The 15,638-nt window shown below is 71.7% G+C and carries 16 protein-coding genes, 1 tRNA gene and 1 pseudogene; 12 read left to right on the top strand and 6 right to left on the bottom strand.

The window, feature by feature from the left end; all coding sequences use genetic code 11:
- Positions 1-67: 67 nt before the first annotated feature.
- Complete coding sequence (gene aceE / locus HUT10_RS16470) at positions 68-2,863, bottom strand: pyruvate dehydrogenase (acetyl-transferring), homodimeric type (RefSeq protein WP_176172018.1); 2,796 nt, start codon at positions 2,861-2,863, stop codon at positions 68-70.
- 415 nt (positions 2,864-3,278) lie between these two features.
- On the opposite strand from aceE, the gene HUT10_RS16465 reads away from it, so the two are divergent.
- From HUT10_RS16465 to HUT10_RS16450, 4 genes are all read left to right on the top strand, one after another.
- Positions 3,279-3,710, top strand: a complete 432-nt coding sequence (locus HUT10_RS16465; RefSeq protein WP_003084504.1) for a DUF3052 domain-containing protein — start codon at positions 3,279-3,281, stop codon at positions 3,708-3,710.
- 73 nt (positions 3,711-3,783) lie between these two features.
- Positions 3,784-4,245: a peroxiredoxin gene (locus tag HUT10_RS16460; RefSeq protein ID WP_176172017.1), complete on the top strand. Its 462-nt coding sequence runs from the start codon at positions 3,784-3,786 to the stop codon at positions 4,243-4,245.
- Positions 4,246-4,285: 40 nt separating this feature from the next.
- Positions 4,286-4,357: transfer RNA gene (locus HUT10_RS16455), tRNA-Val, on the top strand.
- A gap of 71 nt (positions 4,358-4,428) precedes the next feature.
- On the top strand, positions 4,429-4,857 hold the full coding sequence (locus HUT10_RS16450; protein ID WP_176172016.1) for a hypothetical protein: 429 nt from the start codon (positions 4,429-4,431) through the stop codon (positions 4,855-4,857).
- On the opposite strand, the gene HUT10_RS16445 is transcribed toward HUT10_RS16450, so the two are convergent.
- Positions 4,844-6,289 carry an MFS transporter gene (locus HUT10_RS16445; RefSeq protein ID WP_176172015.1) on the bottom strand — a complete coding sequence of 482 codons (1,446 nt, stop codon included), beginning with the start codon at positions 6,287-6,289 and terminating at the stop codon, positions 4,844-4,846. The two genes, HUT10_RS16450 and HUT10_RS16445, sit on opposite strands and share 14 nt — an antisense overlap.
- Positions 6,290-6,414: 125 nt before the next feature.
- On the opposite strand from HUT10_RS16445, the gene HUT10_RS16440 reads away from it, so the two are divergent.
- On the top strand, positions 6,415-6,996 hold the full coding sequence (locus HUT10_RS16440; RefSeq protein WP_176172014.1) for a short chain dehydrogenase: 582 nt from the start codon (positions 6,415-6,417) through the stop codon (positions 6,994-6,996).
- Between the two features lie 175 nt (positions 6,997-7,171).
- On the top strand, positions 7,172-8,014 hold the full coding sequence (locus tag HUT10_RS16435) for a hypothetical protein (protein ID WP_254896900.1): 843 nt from the start codon (positions 7,172-7,174) through the stop codon (positions 8,012-8,014).
- Positions 8,015-8,055: 41 nt separating this feature from the next.
- Here HUT10_RS16435 and HUT10_RS16430 read toward each other — a convergent pair whose 3' ends face one another.
- Complete coding sequence (locus HUT10_RS16430) at positions 8,056-8,550, bottom strand: carboxymuconolactone decarboxylase family protein (protein WP_176172012.1); 495 nt, start codon at positions 8,548-8,550, stop codon at positions 8,056-8,058.
- A gap of 125 nt (positions 8,551-8,675) precedes the next feature.
- Between HUT10_RS16430 and HUT10_RS16425 the strand changes: the two genes are divergently transcribed.
- The gene (locus HUT10_RS16425; RefSeq protein WP_176172011.1) at positions 8,676-9,140 is read left to right on the top strand and encodes a MarR family winged helix-turn-helix transcriptional regulator; all 465 of its coding nucleotides are present in this window, start codon (positions 8,676-8,678) and stop codon (positions 9,138-9,140) included.
- On the opposite strand, the gene HUT10_RS16420 is transcribed toward HUT10_RS16425, so the two are convergent.
- Positions 9,137-9,553 carry a cupin domain-containing protein gene (locus HUT10_RS16420; protein ID WP_176172010.1) on the bottom strand — a complete coding sequence of 139 codons (417 nt, stop codon included), beginning with the start codon at positions 9,551-9,553 and terminating at the stop codon, positions 9,137-9,139. The genes HUT10_RS16425 and HUT10_RS16420 overlap by 4 nt on opposite strands.
- 62 nt (positions 9,554-9,615) lie before the next feature.
- On the opposite strand from HUT10_RS16420, the gene HUT10_RS16415 reads away from it, so the two are divergent.
- Positions 9,616-10,752 (top strand): acyl-CoA dehydrogenase family protein, encoded by a 1,137-nt coding sequence (locus HUT10_RS16415; RefSeq protein WP_176172009.1) that lies wholly within the window; start codon positions 9,616-9,618, stop codon positions 10,750-10,752.
- Between the two features lie 40 nt (positions 10,753-10,792).
- A complete protein-coding gene (locus HUT10_RS16410; protein ID WP_176172008.1) occupies positions 10,793-11,740 on the top strand; it encodes an SDR family NAD(P)-dependent oxidoreductase in 948 nt (315 codons plus the stop codon).
- Here the strand turns inward: HUT10_RS16410 and HUT10_RS16405 are convergent.
- A complete protein-coding gene (locus HUT10_RS16405) occupies positions 11,737-12,855 on the bottom strand; it encodes an aminotransferase class V-fold PLP-dependent enzyme (RefSeq protein ID WP_176172007.1) in 1,119 nt (372 codons plus the stop codon). The genes HUT10_RS16410 and HUT10_RS16405 overlap by 4 nt on opposite strands.
- A 96-nt stretch (positions 12,856-12,951) precedes the next feature.
- On the opposite strand from HUT10_RS16405, the gene HUT10_RS16400 reads away from it, so the two are divergent.
- Together HUT10_RS16400 and HUT10_RS16395 are read left to right on the top strand one after the other, a co-directional pair.
- Positions 12,952-13,578 carry a GntR family transcriptional regulator gene (locus tag HUT10_RS16400; protein WP_176172006.1) on the top strand — a complete coding sequence of 209 codons (627 nt, stop codon included), beginning with the start codon at positions 12,952-12,954 and terminating at the stop codon, positions 13,576-13,578.
- Positions 13,575-14,326, top strand: a pseudogene (locus HUT10_RS16395) (metallophosphoesterase). Before HUT10_RS16400 ends, HUT10_RS16395 begins: the two are co-directional and overlap by 4 nt.
- 5 nt (positions 14,327-14,331) lie before the next feature.
- Here HUT10_RS16395 and HUT10_RS16390 read toward each other — a convergent pair.
- The gene (locus HUT10_RS16390) at positions 14,332-15,051 is read right to left on the bottom strand and encodes a hypothetical protein (RefSeq protein ID WP_176172005.1); all 720 of its coding nucleotides are present in this window, start codon (positions 15,049-15,051) and stop codon (positions 14,332-14,334) included.
- A 181-nt stretch (positions 15,052-15,232) separates the two neighbouring features.
- Between HUT10_RS16390 and HUT10_RS16385 the strand changes: the two genes are divergently transcribed.
- A complete protein-coding gene (locus HUT10_RS16385) occupies positions 15,233-15,631 on the top strand; it encodes a hypothetical protein (protein ID WP_176172004.1) in 399 nt (132 codons plus the stop codon).
- The last annotated feature ends 7 nt before the right edge of the window (positions 15,632-15,638 follow it).

Here is a 15,638-nt window from a genome sequence, read left to right as displayed (position 1 = left end):
CACTCCCTACGTGCCACGGGACCCGGTAGACATCGGATGTCTGCCGGGTCCCGAACCTAGCAGCAGATCACGCGTTCCCGGAATCCGACGTCTGCGGCCCGGCGGCCGCGATGTCGTCGAGCCGGTACTTCGTGGCCGCCTCCAGCACCTTCGCCTGGTCGACCTCGCCGCGCTTGGCCAGGATCGACAGCGCGCCGACGGTGATCGACTCGGCGTCGATCAGGAACTTCCGCCGCGCCGCCGGCCGGGTGTCGGAGAAGCCGAACCCGTCCGTGCCGAGGGTGAGCATGTCGGTCGGGACGTACGGGCGGATCAGGTCCGGCACCGCGCGCATCCAGTCCGACACCGCCACGACCGGCCCGTTCGCGCGTGAGAGCGCCTCGGTGACGTACGGCACGCGCGGCTCGCTGCCCGGGTAGAGCAGGTTGTCGTGGTCGATCTCGACGGCCTCGCGCCGCAGCTCGGTCCACGACGTCGCCGACCACACCGCGGCCCGCACGCCCCACTCCTCGGCCAGCATCTTCTGCGCCTTGAGCGCGTCCGGCATCGTGACGCCCGAGACCAGGATCTGCACCTCCGGCCCCTCGCCCGCGGGGGCGTCGGCGTACTTGTAGAGGCCCTTGAGCAGGCCGTCGACGTCGAGGTTCTCCGGCTCGGCGGGCTGCTGGTACGGCTCGTTGTAGATCGTCATGTAGTAGAAGACGTTCTCGCCGTTGCCGTCCGGGCCGCTCTCGCCGTACATCCGGCGCAGGCCGTCCTTGACGATGTGCGCGATCTCGAACGACCACGCCGGGTCGTAGGCCACCGCGGCCGGGTTGGTCGCCGCCAGCAGCAGCGAGTGCCCGTCCGCGTGCTGCAGACCCTCACCCGTCAGGGTGGTCCGGCCGGCGGTGGCGCCGAGGACGAACCCGCGGGCCATCTGATCGGCGGCGGCGTACAGGCCGTCACCGGTCCGCTGGAACCCGAACATCGAGTAGAAGATGTAGATCGGGATCATCGGCTCGCCGTGCGTGGCGTACGAGGTGCCGACGGCGGTGAACGACGCCGTCGAGCCGGCCTCGTTGATGCCCTCGTGCAGCAGCTGGCCCTTCTCGGACTCCTTGTAGGCCAGCATCAGGCTCGCGTCGACCGACGTGTACGTCTGGCCGTGCGGGTTGTAGATCTTCGCCGTCGGGAACATCGAGTCGAGGCCGAAGGTGCGGGCCTCGTCCGGGATGATCGGGACGACGCGCTTGCCGATCTCGGAGTCCTTCGCCAGCTCTCGGACCAGCCGGACGAACGCCATCGTGGTGGCGACCTCCTGCTTGCCGGAGCCCTTCCGGATGCCCTCGTAGACCTTGTCGCCGGGCAGCACCAGCGCCTTGGCGGCCTTGGGACGGCGTTCCGGCAGGAAGCCGCCGAGCGCCTTGCGGCGGCCGATCATGTACTCGATCTCGGGCGAGTTCGCGCCCGGGTGGTAGTACGGCGGCAGCTTGGGGTTGCGCTCGAGTTCCTCGTCGCTGATCGGGATCCGCTGCGAGTCGCGGAACAGCTTCAGGTCGTCGAGGGTGAGCTTCTTCATCTGGTGCGTGGCGTTGCGGCCCTCGAACGCCGGGCCCAGGCCGTAGCCCTTGATCGTGTGGGCCAGGATCACCGTCGGCTGGCCGTGGTGCTCCAGCGCCGACTTGTACGCCGCGTACACCTTGCGGTAGTCGTGGCCGCCGCGCTTGAGGTTCCAGATGTCGGCGTCGGAGAGGTCCTTGACCAGGTCCTTCGTCCGCGGGTCGCGGCCGAAGAAGTGCTCGCGGACGAAGGCGCCGTCGTTGGCCTTGTACGTCTGGTAGTCACCGTCCGGGGTGACGTTCATCAGGTTGACCAGCGCGCCGTCGCGGTCGGCGTGCAGCAGCGAGTCCCACTCGCGGCCCCAGATGACCTTGATGACGTTCCAGCCGGCGCCGCGGAAGTAGGACTCCAGCTCCTGGATGATCTTGCCGTTGCCGCGCACCGGGCCGTCGAGCCGCTGCAGGTTGCAGTTGATCACGAAGGTCAGGTTGTCGAGGCCCTCGCCTGCCGCCACGTGGATCAGGCCGCGGGACTCGGCCTCGTCCATCTCGCCGTCGCCGAGGAACGCCCAGACGTGCTGGTCGTCGGTGTTCTTGATGCCGCGGTCGCGCAGGTAGCGGTTGAACCGGGCCTGGTAGATGGCGTTCATCGGGCCGAGGCCCATCGACACCGTCGGGTTCTCCCAGAACTCCGGCATCAGCCGCGGGTGCGGGTACGACGGCAGGCCGCCGCCCTCGCCGGCGTGGCTGTACTCCTGGCGGAAGCCGTCGAGCTGCGACTCGCTGAGCCGGCCCTCGAGGAACGCGCGGGCGTAGATGCCGGGGGAGGCGTGGCCCTGGATGAAGATCTGGTCGCCGCCGCCGGAGTGGTCCTTGCCGCGGAAGAAGTGGTTGAAGCCCACCTCGTAGAGCGCGGCCGACGAGGCGTAGGTCGAGATGTGGCCGCCGACGCCCACGCCGGGACGCTGCGCTCGGTGCACCATGATCGCCGCGTTCCAGCGGATCCAGGCGCGGTAGCGGCGCTCGATGTCCTCGTCGCCGGGGAACCACGGCTCGTTCTCGGTGGGGATCGTGTTGACGTAGTCCGTCGAGGTCAGGGCCGGGACGCCGACGTTCCGCTCCCGGGCCCGCTCGAGGATCCGCAGCATCAGGTACCGGGCGCGCTGCTGCCCGCCCCTCGCCAGAGCCTCGTCGAAGGAGTCCAGCCACTCGGCGGTCTCCTCCGGGTCGATGTCGGGCAGGTGCGCCGCCAGTCCGTCACGGATGACGCGTACGCGTGCCGGGGTCTCCTTGCCGGAGGCGCCGTCGTTCTGCGGGGCCAAGGGGTCTCCTTGCGAAAAGTTGTAGCCGGTGCTGCTCGTACGCGGGGGTGTACGACTCTCCATCGTCGTCTTCCGTCCCGGCTTCCGCACCGCTACTTGGCGGTAACATGAGCCGACCCGGTCGAGCCACTCCCAGCGCGCGGTGTATCGCGCGCGCGTTTTTTCTCTCCCACCCTAGGGGACGACCCTTCCCGGGGTGGCAGACCGGGGTCTCCGAGCACCCGAAACGCCGTCGCGGAGGCCCGGTGGCGGGCCGTATCCTGCGACACGAGTTGTCAAAGATCCGGTGTGGACGGTTGCGCGCGGAGCCTCACCAGTGTTCGCTATCGGCAACCGGGTAGCCGAGTGTGGCCCAGGTGTACCCATCGAGGGTGCGCCGGCGCCACGCTCCGTCGTAGTTGGAGGAGTGAAAGCAGTGGTCGCCGCGGGAGACGCTGATCAGAGCAGCGTCGCCGAGAGGCTCGGCATCAAGCCCGAGATGGTGGTCCAGGAGATCGGCTGGGACGAGGACGTCGACGACGACGTCCGCGCGGCGATCGAGGAGCAGATCGGCGGGGACATCCTCGACGAGGACGCCGACGAGGTCATCGACGTGGTGCTGCTCTGGTGGCGCGAGGACGACGGCGACCTGGGCGACGCGCTCATCGACGCCAGGGGCCCCCTGGAGGAGACGGGTGTGATCTGGGTACTGACCCCCAAGACGGGACAGCCCGGGCACGTCGAGCCGAGTGAGATCGCCGAAGCGGTGCCCGCCGTCGGCCTGGCCCAGACCGCCAACATCAGTGTCGGCCCGAACTGGATCGGCACCCGCCTGGTGTCGCCGAAGTCGAAGTCGAAGCAGCGCTGAGCCGGTCCCGCCGGACGGACACGATAGGGTTGTCGTCGCAGGCACGTGTCCGTTCGGGAGAGGAAACGCTGGTATGACCGTCGAGGTCGGTTCTGAGGCCCCTGACTTCACGCTCAACGACTACAACAAGCAGCCGGTCCAGCTGTCGTCGTTCCGCGGTGACAAGCCGGTGCTGCTGGTCTTCTACCCGTTCGCGTTCAGCGGCATCTGCACGGGCGAGCTGTGCCAGCTCCGCGACGAGTTCGCGGACTACGACAACAAGGGCGTCCAGGTACTGGGCGTCTCGGTCGACACGCCGTTCTCGCTGAAGGCGTGGGCCGAGAAGGAGGGCTACCAGTTCCCGCTGCTGTCCGACTTCTGGCCGCACGGCGAGGTGGCTCGCGCTTACGGCGTCTTCAACTCCGACGCCGGCCTGGCGGTGCGCGGGACGTTCCTGATCGACACGTCCGGCGTGGTCCGGTTCGCCGAGGTCAACGCCCCGGGCGAGGCCCGCGACCAGCAGGGCTGGAAGAAGGCCGTCGCCGAACTGGTTTGATCTTCCGGCCGGCGGTCTCCGTCTCGGGACCGCCGGCCGCGGGCGCATAGCTCAGCGGAAGAGCACTCGGCTTACACCCGAGCGGTCGCAGGTTCGAACCCTGCTGCGCCCACCTGGTCGGCGCCCCTCCGGGGGCGTAATCCGCCGGCCCGCCCCCCGGCGTGTGTCACTAGCCTCCGCCGGGTGATCCACGAAGATCTGCGTGCCTATCGGCTCGGGCTCGAAAGCATGGCGTTGCTGCGGGCGTTCACCGGAGAGTTCGGCCGTGGGTTGCCCTCGATGCTGCGTGCGGGACCGGCAGCGATCCCGCCCGTGCGGTGTACGGACGGGCGACCCGGGCGGCTGAGCAGCTACCGCCACCCGATCGGGGACTATCTGCGGGCCGCGCTCGCGGCGGGGCTGCAGCTGCGGCGCTGCGAGGAACCGCTCGTACCGGCCGGTGAGCGGCCGGCACGAGCCGATCCGTCGGCCACCTTCGGGCCGGTGGGACCGTGGGAGCTGTGGCCGTGGAGCCTGGCCGGCCTGGTGCCCGAAGCGGCCTATGCCGTCAACGCGGGGGCGCCGGCGCTGGTCGTCTGGCACTTCCAGGCGGGCGAGCTCACGCCGCTGTGACCGGCTCGGGGGCGGCCGCCGCGGTGCGGCGCATCGTCGTGACCAGCAGCGCCAGCCCGGCGAACAGCACCGCCGCGATCACGCCCGTCACGTTCAGCGCCGTCGTGAACGCCGCCTTCGCCTGCTCGGCCACCTCGGGCCGGGTGACGTCGACCGCGAGCGTCGTCCCCGCCGGGAACGCGCCGCGGTACACCGCCGATGCCGTCAGGCCGATCAGGGCCAGGCCCAGCGAGCCGCCCAGGTAGTTGCCGGTGTCGGCCATCGATGCCGCCGAGCCCGCGCGCTCCGGCGGGACCGCGCCCAGCACCAGGCCGATGCCCAGCGCGAACAGCGGGCCCGTGCCCAGCGTCAGCACCGTGATGCCGAGCACGACCGGCACCAGGCCGTCGGTGACCGCCAGCAGGAGGCCGCCCGCCGCCGACACGGCCAGGCCGCCCGCGATCGCCGTGGCCGGGGTCGTGAACCGGGTCAGGGACGGCGCCGTCATCGTGCCCGCGGCCACGCCGAGGCCCATCGGCGCGAACAGCAGGGCCGACACGAGCGGGGAGTGACCGAGGACACTCTGCAGGTACTGCGTCACCAGCAGGCCGACGCCGGCCATCGCGACCCCGGCGAACACCAGCGCCACCAGCACCGCAGTGAACGGGCGGTTCCGGAACAGCCGCAGGTCCAGCAGCGGCGCCGCCGTGGTCAGCTGGCGGCGGGTGAAGACGGTGCCCAGCAGCGTCCCGGTGGCGATCGCGGCGAGCGGCAGCAGCAGCGAGCCGGTGGCCAGCTGCTTGAGGCCGAACACGATGAGCAGCACGGCGGTCAGCGAGAGCGCCACGCCGGGCAGGTCCAGCCGCCCGGACGCCGGCGCGCGGAACTCCGGCAGCAGGAACGGGCCCGCGATGAGCAGCACGACCACCGCCGGGACGGCGACCAGGAATACCGAGCCCCAGGAGAAGTGCTGCAGCAGGAAACCGGCGAACACCGGGCCGGCCGCACCGCCGGCGAACTGGCAGGTGGCCCAGATCGAGACGGCCCGCCCACGCTGCTTGTCGTCGCGGAACATGCTGGTGATCAGGGCGAGCGTCGACGGCATCAGCGTCGCCCCGGCCACGCCGAGCGCCCCGCGCACGAGGATGAGCATGACCGGCCCGGTCGAGAACGCGGCGACGATCGACAGCAGCCCGAAGGCCCCACCCCCGGCGAGCAGCAGCCGCCGCCGTCCGATCCGGTCGCCGAGGGTCCCCATGGTGATGACGAACCCGGCGACGACGAAGCCGTAGCTGTCGGTGATCCACAGCTGCTCGGTGCCACTGGCCCCGAGATCCGCGCTGAGCTGCGGCAACGCGAGGAACAGCGACGTCATGTCCATCGCGACGAGCAGGGTGGGCAGCACGAGCACCGCCAGTCCCAGCCACTCCCGCCGTCCGGCCGGCTTCTCCATGTCCGCTCCTTGTCCGTGGGGCTGTTTGCCCAGGGGTCGGAGCCGGCGCGGCGGACCGGACACGGGTGCGGGAGATTTTTTCGCGGCCGCCGAAACGCGGTTGCCGTGGCCGTTAGCGTCGGGACGTGAAGATCCTCCTGCTGGGCGCCACCGGGCTCGTCGGCCGAGCCGTGACCGCCGCCCTCGAACCGCGCCACGAGGTCGTGCCCGTCTCCCGGACTTCCCCTCTCGCCGCGGACCTGGCCGACCCCGCGTCGCTCGACGCGCTCTTCGGGACCGCCCCGGACGCCGTCGTGTGCTGCGCCGCCAACGTCCCGTTGCGCCCGCTCGCCGAGCTGACCGACGGGCAGGTGCTCGACGACCTGCGGGGCAAGCTGCTCGGCCAGGTCGCGCTCGCCCGGCGCGCCGTGCGGCACCTGCCCGCCGCGGGCTCGGTCACGCTCACCGGCGGGACGTTCGCCGAGCCGATCCCGGGCAGTGGGCTCGGCGCGCTCGTCAACGCCGGGCTCGAGGCCTTCGTCCGGTCGGCCGCCGCCGAATTGCCGGCAGGCCTGCGGATCAACGTCGTGAGCCCCGGCTGGATCAGCGAGACCCTCGAGGCGATGGGCGAGGACGGCCGCCGGGGGACACCCGTCGCCGTGGTCGCCGAGGCCTACCGCGCACTCGTCGAAGGTGACGCGAACGGCCGCACCGTCGTGCCCCGCTGACCGGGATCTTTGTCAAAATCCGCGCACGGAACCCCTATCTTCCTGTGCGAAAAGCAAAAACCCGTAACGGGTGGTCGATGGTGGCCGACAGGCTGGACGGCAAGTGACCAACTCACCCGAGGGGGAACCTGTGAAGGGTTCAGGGTTTTTGCAGCGAGCCGCCGCCGTTGTCGCGGTGCCCGTGTTCGCCTTGCTCGTGGGGACGGTGCCGGCGCAGGCGCAGGCCGTCGCCTCCGGATCGCTGTCGTTCAGCGGTGATCCGGGCGACTGGATCAGCGGAGGCGGCACCTACGCCTACTCCACGGACGCCAAGGACCGGCTCACGGTCAACGCGACCGAGGACCACAACCACATCGCCGTCAGCGTCAGCGGCTTCAACAGCGACTGGTGGTCGCTCGACCTGGCCGCACCCAGCGGCACGGGCCTGACCGCCGGCACCTACGACGGGGCGACCCGGTGGCCGTTCCAGGGTGCGAACGCGCCGGGGCTGGACCTGAGCGGCAACGGCCGGGGGTGCAACACCTCGACCGGGACGTTCACCGTCCAGAACGTCGTCTTCGGGCCGCACGGGTACGTCCAGACGCTCGACGCCACCTACGAGCAGCACTGCGAAGGCGGCACGGCTGCCGCGCGCGGTGAGGTGCACATCGCGAACCCGCCGGCGCCGGCGGAACTCGGGATCGGGCTCAAGGTGGCCACCGACGGCACCGCGAGCACGCTCAACGGCAACGCGTACCTGCACGGAACCGTCGAGTGCACCGGCCCGGCCGCGGTCACCCTGAGCGGGACCGCGACGCAGGTCAAGCGCAACGTCATCATCCGCGGCAACTACTCGGCGCAGGTGGCGTGCACGCCGGGCGCGGCGGTGCCGTGGCAGGCGACCGTGGTGCCGACGGGCACCACGCCGTTCCAGAAGGGCCAGGCCGAGGTCGTCACCCAGGCGACCGCGCTCGACCCGAACTACAACACCAACGTCTCGGTCGACAACACCACCGTCGTCACCTTGGCGAAGGGCTGAGTTCCCGGCCGTGGGGCCGCCTTCGCGGCGGCCCCACGGCCTCAGGCCGCGTGCCAGGCGTGCTCGGCGAAGACGTCGTCGAGCGGGGCGCGGGTGAGCCGGTTCGCGTACGTCGACAGCGTGTACGTCCCGATTCCCAGCACCACCTCCAAGGCATTGCGCTGGCTGAAGCCGGCGCCGGTGAACGCCTCCAGCGCTTCGGGCGGCGCCTCGCCGCGGGTGTCCATCACCGCGTGGACGAAGACGCGCAGCGCCTCCAGCCGCGGCTCCGGCAGCGGGGCTTTCGCCCGCAGCGCCGCCACCAGTTCCGCCGGCGCGTCCAGGCGGGCCAGCGTGGCCGTGTGCATGGCCACGCAGAGGTGGCACTCGTTGCGCGCGGCCACGGTCATGATCAGCACTTCGCGTTCCAGCGCGGTCAGGGTGGTGGCCTCGAAGATCGCGCTGAGCTTGAGGAATCCGTTCAGCAGTTCCGGTGACGTCGCCAGCCGCGCGACGGCGGCCGGAACCCGCCCGAACTTCTTCGCGGTGGCCGCCATCGCGGGACGGGCGGCGGGGGGTGCAGACTCCGGGGTGTGATCGGCGAACAAGGCGTCTCCAGACGTAGGATCGACAACGTGGTTGTCGAAACCGTAAACCTGGTTGTCGAGTTTGGCAAGGCGCCATGACCGACACGCCGGGGTACGAGCTGCCCTTCCTGCTCTTCGGCGGCTTCCGCACGCTCATCGACCGCCTCCACGCCGAGCTCGCCCGCCGAGGCCACCCGCACGTCCGGCCGTCGTACGGCTTCGCGATGCAGGCGGTCGGCGTCCAGGGAGCGACGGCCTCGGAGATCGGCCGCCGCTTGGGCGTGTCCAAGCAGGCGGCGGGGAAGACGGTCGAGCGCCTGGAGTCGCTGGGGTACGCCGAGCGCGCGGACGACCCGGCGGACGCACGCCGCAAGATCGTCCGGCTGACGGAGCACGGCGTCGACGCGCTGCGGAAGTCGGCGGAGATCTTCGACGAGCTGCGCGCGGAGTGGGCGCGGGTGGTCGGGCCGGAGCGGATTGCCGCACTGGAGAACGATTTGCGCGCGGTCGTGGGGCCGGCGGCGTACCGGCTGGACGCCGCCGGGTGGCTGGCGAGCTAGAAGCCGCAGCCCGGGTTCGGGGCGTCCTCCGAAAGCGGGCTCCCCTTCGGCAGCACGTACAGCACCTCCAGCACCAGCGGCGTCACCCCGAGGTTCCGGCCGATGTGCACCTGGTCCGGCTTCTCGGTGAACGCGCGCCCAGCCCCGAAGACCCCGTCGACACTGCAGTCGGCCAGGTTGTGCGTCAGCGTCCCCGCCTTCACGTACGCGTACAACGTCCCGTCGTGGAAGTGCCAGCCCGTGTAACCCCCCGGCTGGATCGTGATCTCGCGGAGCGTGTAATCCGTCTGCCCGATGGTCTTCTGGGCCAGGATCGTGCCGGCGACGCCGCTGCCGGGCGTGGCCGAGGCGGTGGCGGGCAGCAGGACCGCGGCGAGCGTGGCGGCGGCGACAACGGTGATCGGCTTGCGCATCGGCCCAAGCTACCGCGTCCGGGCGTGCCCTCGGGGGCGGAGATCCGGGTACCGTGCCGCCCATGGACGCGGACGTTTTCGAGCAGGTTCTCGGCGCGGTGCGGGAGTTCGTGCGCAAGGAGGTCGTGCCGCGCGAGGCCGAGATCGACGCACGGGACGAAATCCCCGCCGAACTCCGGGAAAAGGCCGCCGAGCTCGGGTTGTTCGGCTGGGCGCTGCCGGAGGAGTACGGCGGGCTCGGGCTCGGCATGGCCGAGGACGTCCGGCTCGCGATCGAACTCGGCTGGACGACACCGGCCTTCCGGTCCCTCTTCGGCACCAACAACGGCATCGCCGGCCAGGCGATCGTCCACCACGGGACGCCGGACCAGCGCACCCGCTGGCTGCCGCGGCTGGCCGCCGGCCGGTCGATCGCGTCGTTCGCGCTCACCGAAGCCGAAGCGGGCTCGGACCCGGGCGGCCTGACCAGCCGCGCGGTCCGCGACGGCGACCGCTACCGGCTCTCGGGCACCAAGCGGTTCATCACCAACGCGCCGCTCGCCGAAGTGTTCGTCACGTTCGCGCGCACCGGCCCGGAAAGCACCGGCAGCCACGGCATTTCCGCGTTCCTGGTGCCCGCCGGCGCGCCCGGCGTCACCGTCGGCCCGCACGACGCCAAGATGGGCCAGGCCGGCGCGTGGACGGCGGAAGTGGTCTTCGACGACGTCGAGCTGGCCGCCGACGCGCTGGTCGGCGTGGAGGGCAAGGGCTTCGGCATCGCGATGGCGTCGCTGGCCCGCGGCCGGCTGCACATCGCGGCGCTCTGCGTCGGCCTGGCCGAACGGGCGCTCGCCGAAGCCGTCGAATACGCGCGGACCGCGCGCCAGGGCGGCCGGGTGATCGGCGAGTACCAGCTGGTGCAGGCGCTGCTGGCGGAGTCGCACGCCGAGCTGGCGGCCGGCCGCGCGATGGTCCACGAAGCCGCCGCGAAGTACGACTCGGGCGAGGACCGCAAGCTCGGGCCGTCGTCGGCGAAGCTGTTCTGCACGGAGATGCTCGGCCGGGTCGCCGACCGCGCGGTGCAGGTCCACGGCGGCACGGGGTACGTCCGCGGGGTGACGGTCGAGCGGATCTACCGCGACGCGCGGCTGTTCCGGATCTACGAAGGGACCAGCGAGATCCAGAAGCTGGTGATCGCCCGGCAGCTGCTGAAGGGCTGAACTTGCGCTGGAGCGCACTCCAGGTCATAGCGTCGGTGGCATGACCACCGCACAGCACAAGATCGGCTCGGGGTTCGGCGCCACCACCACGGCGGCCGAGGTCCTGGCCGGCGTCGACCTGACCGGCAAGCTCGCGATCGTCACCGGCGGCTACTCCGGCATCGGCCTGGAAACCACGCGAGCCTTGACGGCCGCGGGCGCGCACGTCGTCGTCCCGGCCCGCCGCCGCGGGACCGCCGAAGAAGCGTTGCAGGGCCTGGAAAACGTCGAGATCGGCGAACTCGACCTCGGTGACCTCGAGAGCGTCCGCGCGTTCGCCGAGCGGTTCCTGGCTTCGGACCGCCGCATCGACGTCTTCATCGGCAGCGCGGGCATCATGGCGCTGCCCGAGACCCGCGTCGGGCCGGGCTGGGAGGCGCAGTTCGCCACCAACCACCTCGGCCACTTCGCGCTGGTCAACCGGCTGTGGCCGGCCTTCGCGCCCGGGGCACGCGTGGTCTCGGTGTCTTCGCGCGGCCACCACTACGGCCCGGTGCGGTTCGACGACCTGAACTTCGAGCAGGGCTACGACAAGTGGCTCGCCTACGGCCAGGCGAAGACCGCGAACGTGCTGTTCGCCGTGCACCTCGACGCGCTCGCGCGCGAGTCCGGCGTCCGCGCGTTCGCCCTGCACCCCGGCCGGATCCTCACCGACCTCGTGCGCCACCTGGACCGGCAGGAGCTCGTCGACGCGGGCATGCTCGACGAGGCCGGCCGGGTCACCGGCGGGGCGAAGACACCCGAGCAGGGCGCCGCCACCCAGGTCTGGGCGGCGACGTCGCCGCAGCTCGACGGCCTCGGCGGGGTGTACCTCGAGGACTGTGACATCGCCGAACCCGCACCGGCCGACGGCACGCGCACCGGCGTGAAGGACTACGCGATCGACCCCGTCCTCGCCGAACGGCTCTGGTCGGTGTCCGCCGAGCTGACCGGCGTGAACGCCTTCTAGAGCTTCTCCACCTGCCGCACCAGCAGGTCGATCTCGTCCTCGGTGTTGTAGTAGTGCACCGACGCCCGCACCAGGTCCGGCAGGGCGCGGGCGGTGAAGTCGTACTGCGCGGAGGTGCGCGTCGACAGCGACGTGTTGATGTTCGCCTCCGCCAGCCGGGCCTTGACCTCCGCCGCCGGGGTGCCGTCGACGCTGAAGGTGACCAGGCCGCACTTGCGCGCTCCGGCGTCGTGGACCCGGGCGCCCGCTTCGGTCAGCCGGTCCCGCAGCGTCGCCGCCAGCGAGGCGACGCGGGACTCGATCGCCGGCAGGCCCCACCCGAGGGCGTAGTCGACGGCCGCGCCGAGGCCGAGCACCGCGGCGAAGTCGCGCTCCCACACCTCGAAGCGCTTGGCCGTCGGGTCGACGACGTACTCCGTCGGCGATTCCCAGCTCGCCGAATGCAGGTCGAGCATCGCCGGCTCCAGCCGCTCGCGCAGCCGCGGGTGCACGTACAGGAAACCGGTGCCGCGCGGGCCGCGCAGGTACTTGCGGCCGGTCCCCGACAGCGCGTCGCACTTCAGGCGCGTCACGTCGAGGTCGAGCTGGCCCGCCGACTGGCAGGCGTCCAGCAGGAACGGGATGCCTGCCGCCTCGGCGACCGCGCCGATCTCCTCGGCCGGGTTCACCAGGCCGCCCTGGGTCGGCACGTGGCTGACCGCGATCAGCTTGACGTCGCCGTCGACGCGCCGCCGCAGCTGTTCGACGTCGAGCTGCCCGGACTCGTCGTCGCCGATCACCTCGACCACCGCGCCGGTGCGCCGGGCGACCTGCAGGAACGCGATCGCGTTGCTGGCGTACTCCGCCCGCGAGGTCAGGATCCGGTCACCGCGGCCGAACGGCAGCGCGTAGAACACCGCCTGCCAGGAGCGGGTGGCGTTGTCGGTGAGCGCGATGTCGTCGGCTCCGGCGCCGAGCAGCCGGGCCACCGAGGTGTACACCGCGGCCAGGCGGTCGGCGGCTTCGGCGGCCGCTTCGTAGCCGCCGGTCAGCGCTTCGTGCCGCAGGTACTCGACGATGGTGTCGGTCACGACGGCCGGGGGCAGCGCCGCGCCCGCGTTGTTGAAGTGGACCACCTCGGCGCAGCCGGGGTCTCGCGGCGCGCGCGTTCGACGTCGATGCTCATACCAACTGAATACAGTAGATGACTATTGTATGCAATACTGCCCGGCATGGCCCGCACCCCGTTGCGCAGCGACCTCATCGAGCAGATCACCGCCCGCGTGCTCGACCGGCGGCTCGCGGCCGGTTCGCGGGTCAACGAGGTGCACCTGGCCCGCGAGCTGGGCGTCAGCCGGACGCCGTTGCGGGAGGCGCTGATCGGGCTCGCCGACCGCGGCCTGCTGGTCTCCGCGCCCGGCCGCGGGTTCCTGGTGCCGCCGTTCGACCCGGACGAGGCGCGCCGGCTCTACCCGCTGGTGGCCGAGCTCGAAGCCCTCGCGCTGCGCTGGACGTCACCGCTCGAGCTGGCCGGGCTGCCGGACGCGCTCGACGCCGTCGCCGCCGAAATGGCGGCCGCGGACGGCGCCGATCTGTCCGCTTTGGACGATCGGTGGCACGCCCTGCTGCTGTCCCGCTGCCCGAACCCGCACCTGCTGCGGCTGATCGAGCAGACGAAACCCCTGCTCAAGCGCTACGAATCGGCGTACTTCGCCCGGCACGGCCACGCCGGGGAGAGCATCGGCGAGCACCGCCGCATCGCCGCGGCCCTGCGTGACGGCGACCTCGCCACGGCGTCCTCGGTGCTCGTCGCCAACTGGGTGAAAGCCCTGGCCTACCTGGGGAAGGACGAAAGATGATCATCGCGCACCTGAGCGACCTGCACCTCGACGGCGGCGCACGGGCGGAAGCCCGCGTCGCGGCCGTGCTGGACCACCTCGGCGGGCTGCCGGTCGACGCGGTCGTCGTCACCGGCGACATCGCCGACCACGGCGCGGCCGAGGAGTACGCCCGCGCCGCCGAACTGCTGAAGCACCCGGCGCCGGTCCTGGTGTGCCCCGGCAACCACGACGTCCGGGCGGCGTTCCGCGCCGGCCTGCTCGACCTCCCGGCGTCCGACGGCCCGATCGACCTCGCCCACGAGGTCGGCGGCGTGCTGTTCGCCCTCTGCGACTCGACGATCCCGGGCCGCGGCGCGGGTTTTCTCGCCGACGAAACCCTGTCGTGGCTCGACGGCGTCCTGTCCGGCGGCGACGGCCCCGCGTTCGTGGCGTTCCACCACCCGCCGGTCGAGGTCGGCGTCCCGCTGGTGGACGCGATCCGCCAGTCCGGCGAGGACCGGCTGGCGGCCGTGCTGCAGCGGCATCCCGGGTGAAGGCGCTGCTGGCGGGTCACGTGCACACGGGCGCCTCGACGACGTTCGCCGGCGTGCCGCTGCGCATCGCGCCGGGTGTCGTTTCGGGCTCGCTGCTCCCGATCGAGCCGGGCGGGGACAGCGGCTGGGACGACGGCGGCCCGCTGGAGTACGACCGCCCGCCGTCCCTGCTGCTGCACGTGCTCCACGACGACGGCCGGGTGACCAGCCACCACCGCGTGGTCCCGCTCTGAGGCGCTCAGCCGGAGATCTTCGCGCTGTAGACCGTCTTCCCGCAGAACGCGCCGCCGTAGCCGGTGACCTCGATGCGGCCGGAGACGCCGCCGCCCGCGGTCACCCGCAGCCGTCCCGACACCGGGAAGAACGGGCACGCCGCGATGCTCGACGACGACGTGAAGACGTTGCCGCCGGTGGCGGCCATGTTCTCGACGGGCTCGACGGTGACCGTGTCCCCGTCCACGTCGACGGTCGCCAGGTCCAGGTGCCCCGCGCCGGCGCCGGGGGCGCAGCCGGAGTTCGAGCCGAACCAGATCGCACCCGGCTGCGGTCGCCCGGCCGGGTTGCCGGACACCAGGCAGACGTCGACCGGGTTGACGTCGTTCGTGGTGCCGCTCGAGGAGATCGTCTCGACGATGCGGAGGGTGGCGGACCGGCGGAACGAGGTGCCCGAGACCGAGCCGGAAATCGTGACGTCGTAGGAGCCGGTCGGCGTCCGTGACGCCTCTTCGGTCTCCGAAGTGGTCGTTTCTTCTTCGGTGGTCGTGGTTTCCGAGGTGTCCGTCGGGGTCGTCTCGGTCGTGGTCTCCGCCGTGCTGGTCGGAGTCGTCTCGGTGGTCGACGCCGTCGTTTCGGTCGTCGAGACCGGCGCCGGGCTCGCGACCTGCTCGACGCCGCCGCAGCCGGCGGTGAGCAGCAGCCCGGCGGTCAGCGCGGAGACGATCTTTCGGTTGCTGATCAAGGGAATCCCGATCTGACAGAGGCGGGGCGGTGCTGTCACCGGCGTAGACGCGGGCGGCCGCGGAGACGTTACGGCGGGTTTTGTAACGGCTTGGCCCGCCGGCGCGACTCGTGGACGAACGCCCGGCCGGGCGTTCGTCCACAGTGGAGGGTCCGGTGCCGGGCGTCGTCCGTCGCGCGGGGTGCACGCGCTCGCGGTGGTCGCGGGCTCGCTGCTGCTCGGGTTCGGCCTCTTCCTGAGCCGGACGGCCGCGCCGGTGCCCGAGGCCCCGCCGCCGTCGTCCGCGGTGGACGTCGCGGTGCGGGGGAGCGACCGGCAGTGGGACCTGACCGGCGCCCGGGTAGGTGACGACGGCACCGGGTTCTTCACCGGCGAAATCACGGTGGCGAACCGGGCGGACCGGCCGCGGACGGGGTTGTTCCGGCTGACCCTCTTCGTCGGCGGGGCGAAGGTGGCGGAGCTGTTCGGCCAGGCACGGCCGGCGGTCGCCCCGGGCGCGACGGCGGTGGTCGAGCTGGGGCTCGGCGGGCCGTTCGTGCCCGGGCCGTACGAGGTCGAGTTCCACGAAGCGTTCGCATAGAGGGGCG

The sequence above is a fragment of the Amycolatopsis sp. Hca4 genome (assembly GCF_013364075.1).
Taxonomy (GTDB): domain Bacteria; phylum Actinomycetota; class Actinomycetes; order Mycobacteriales; family Pseudonocardiaceae; genus Amycolatopsis.
This window is presented reverse-complemented; position numbering and strand designations above follow the sequence as displayed.

Bases quoted from the DNA above. Each gene is read 5' to 3' on its own strand.
- HUT10_RS16460 (WP_176172017.1), top strand. From the start codon at position 3,784: ATGACCGTCGAGGTCGGTTCTGAGGCCCCTGACTTCACGCTCAACGAC.
- HUT10_RS16445 (WP_176172015.1), bottom strand. From the start codon at position 6,289: ATGGAGAAGCCGGCCGGACGGCGGGAGTGGCTGGGACTGGCGGTGCTC.
- HUT10_RS16430 (WP_176172012.1), bottom strand. From the start codon at position 8,550: ATGGCGGCCACCGCGAAGAAGTTCGGGCGGGTTCCGGCCGCCGTCGCG.
- HUT10_RS16425 (WP_176172011.1), top strand. From the start codon at position 8,676: ATGACCGACACGCCGGGGTACGAGCTGCCCTTCCTGCTCTTCGGCGGC.
- HUT10_RS16420 (WP_176172010.1), bottom strand. From the start codon at position 9,553: ATGCGCAAGCCGATCACCGTTGTCGCCGCCGCCACGCTCGCCGCGGTC.
- HUT10_RS16415 (WP_176172009.1), top strand. From the start codon at position 9,616: ATGGACGCGGACGTTTTCGAGCAGGTTCTCGGCGCGGTGCGGGAGTTC.
- HUT10_RS16410 (WP_176172008.1), top strand. From the start codon at position 10,793: ATGACCACCGCACAGCACAAGATCGGCTCGGGGTTCGGCGCCACCACC.
- HUT10_RS16400 (WP_176172006.1), top strand. From the start codon at position 12,952: ATGGCCCGCACCCCGTTGCGCAGCGACCTCATCGAGCAGATCACCGCC.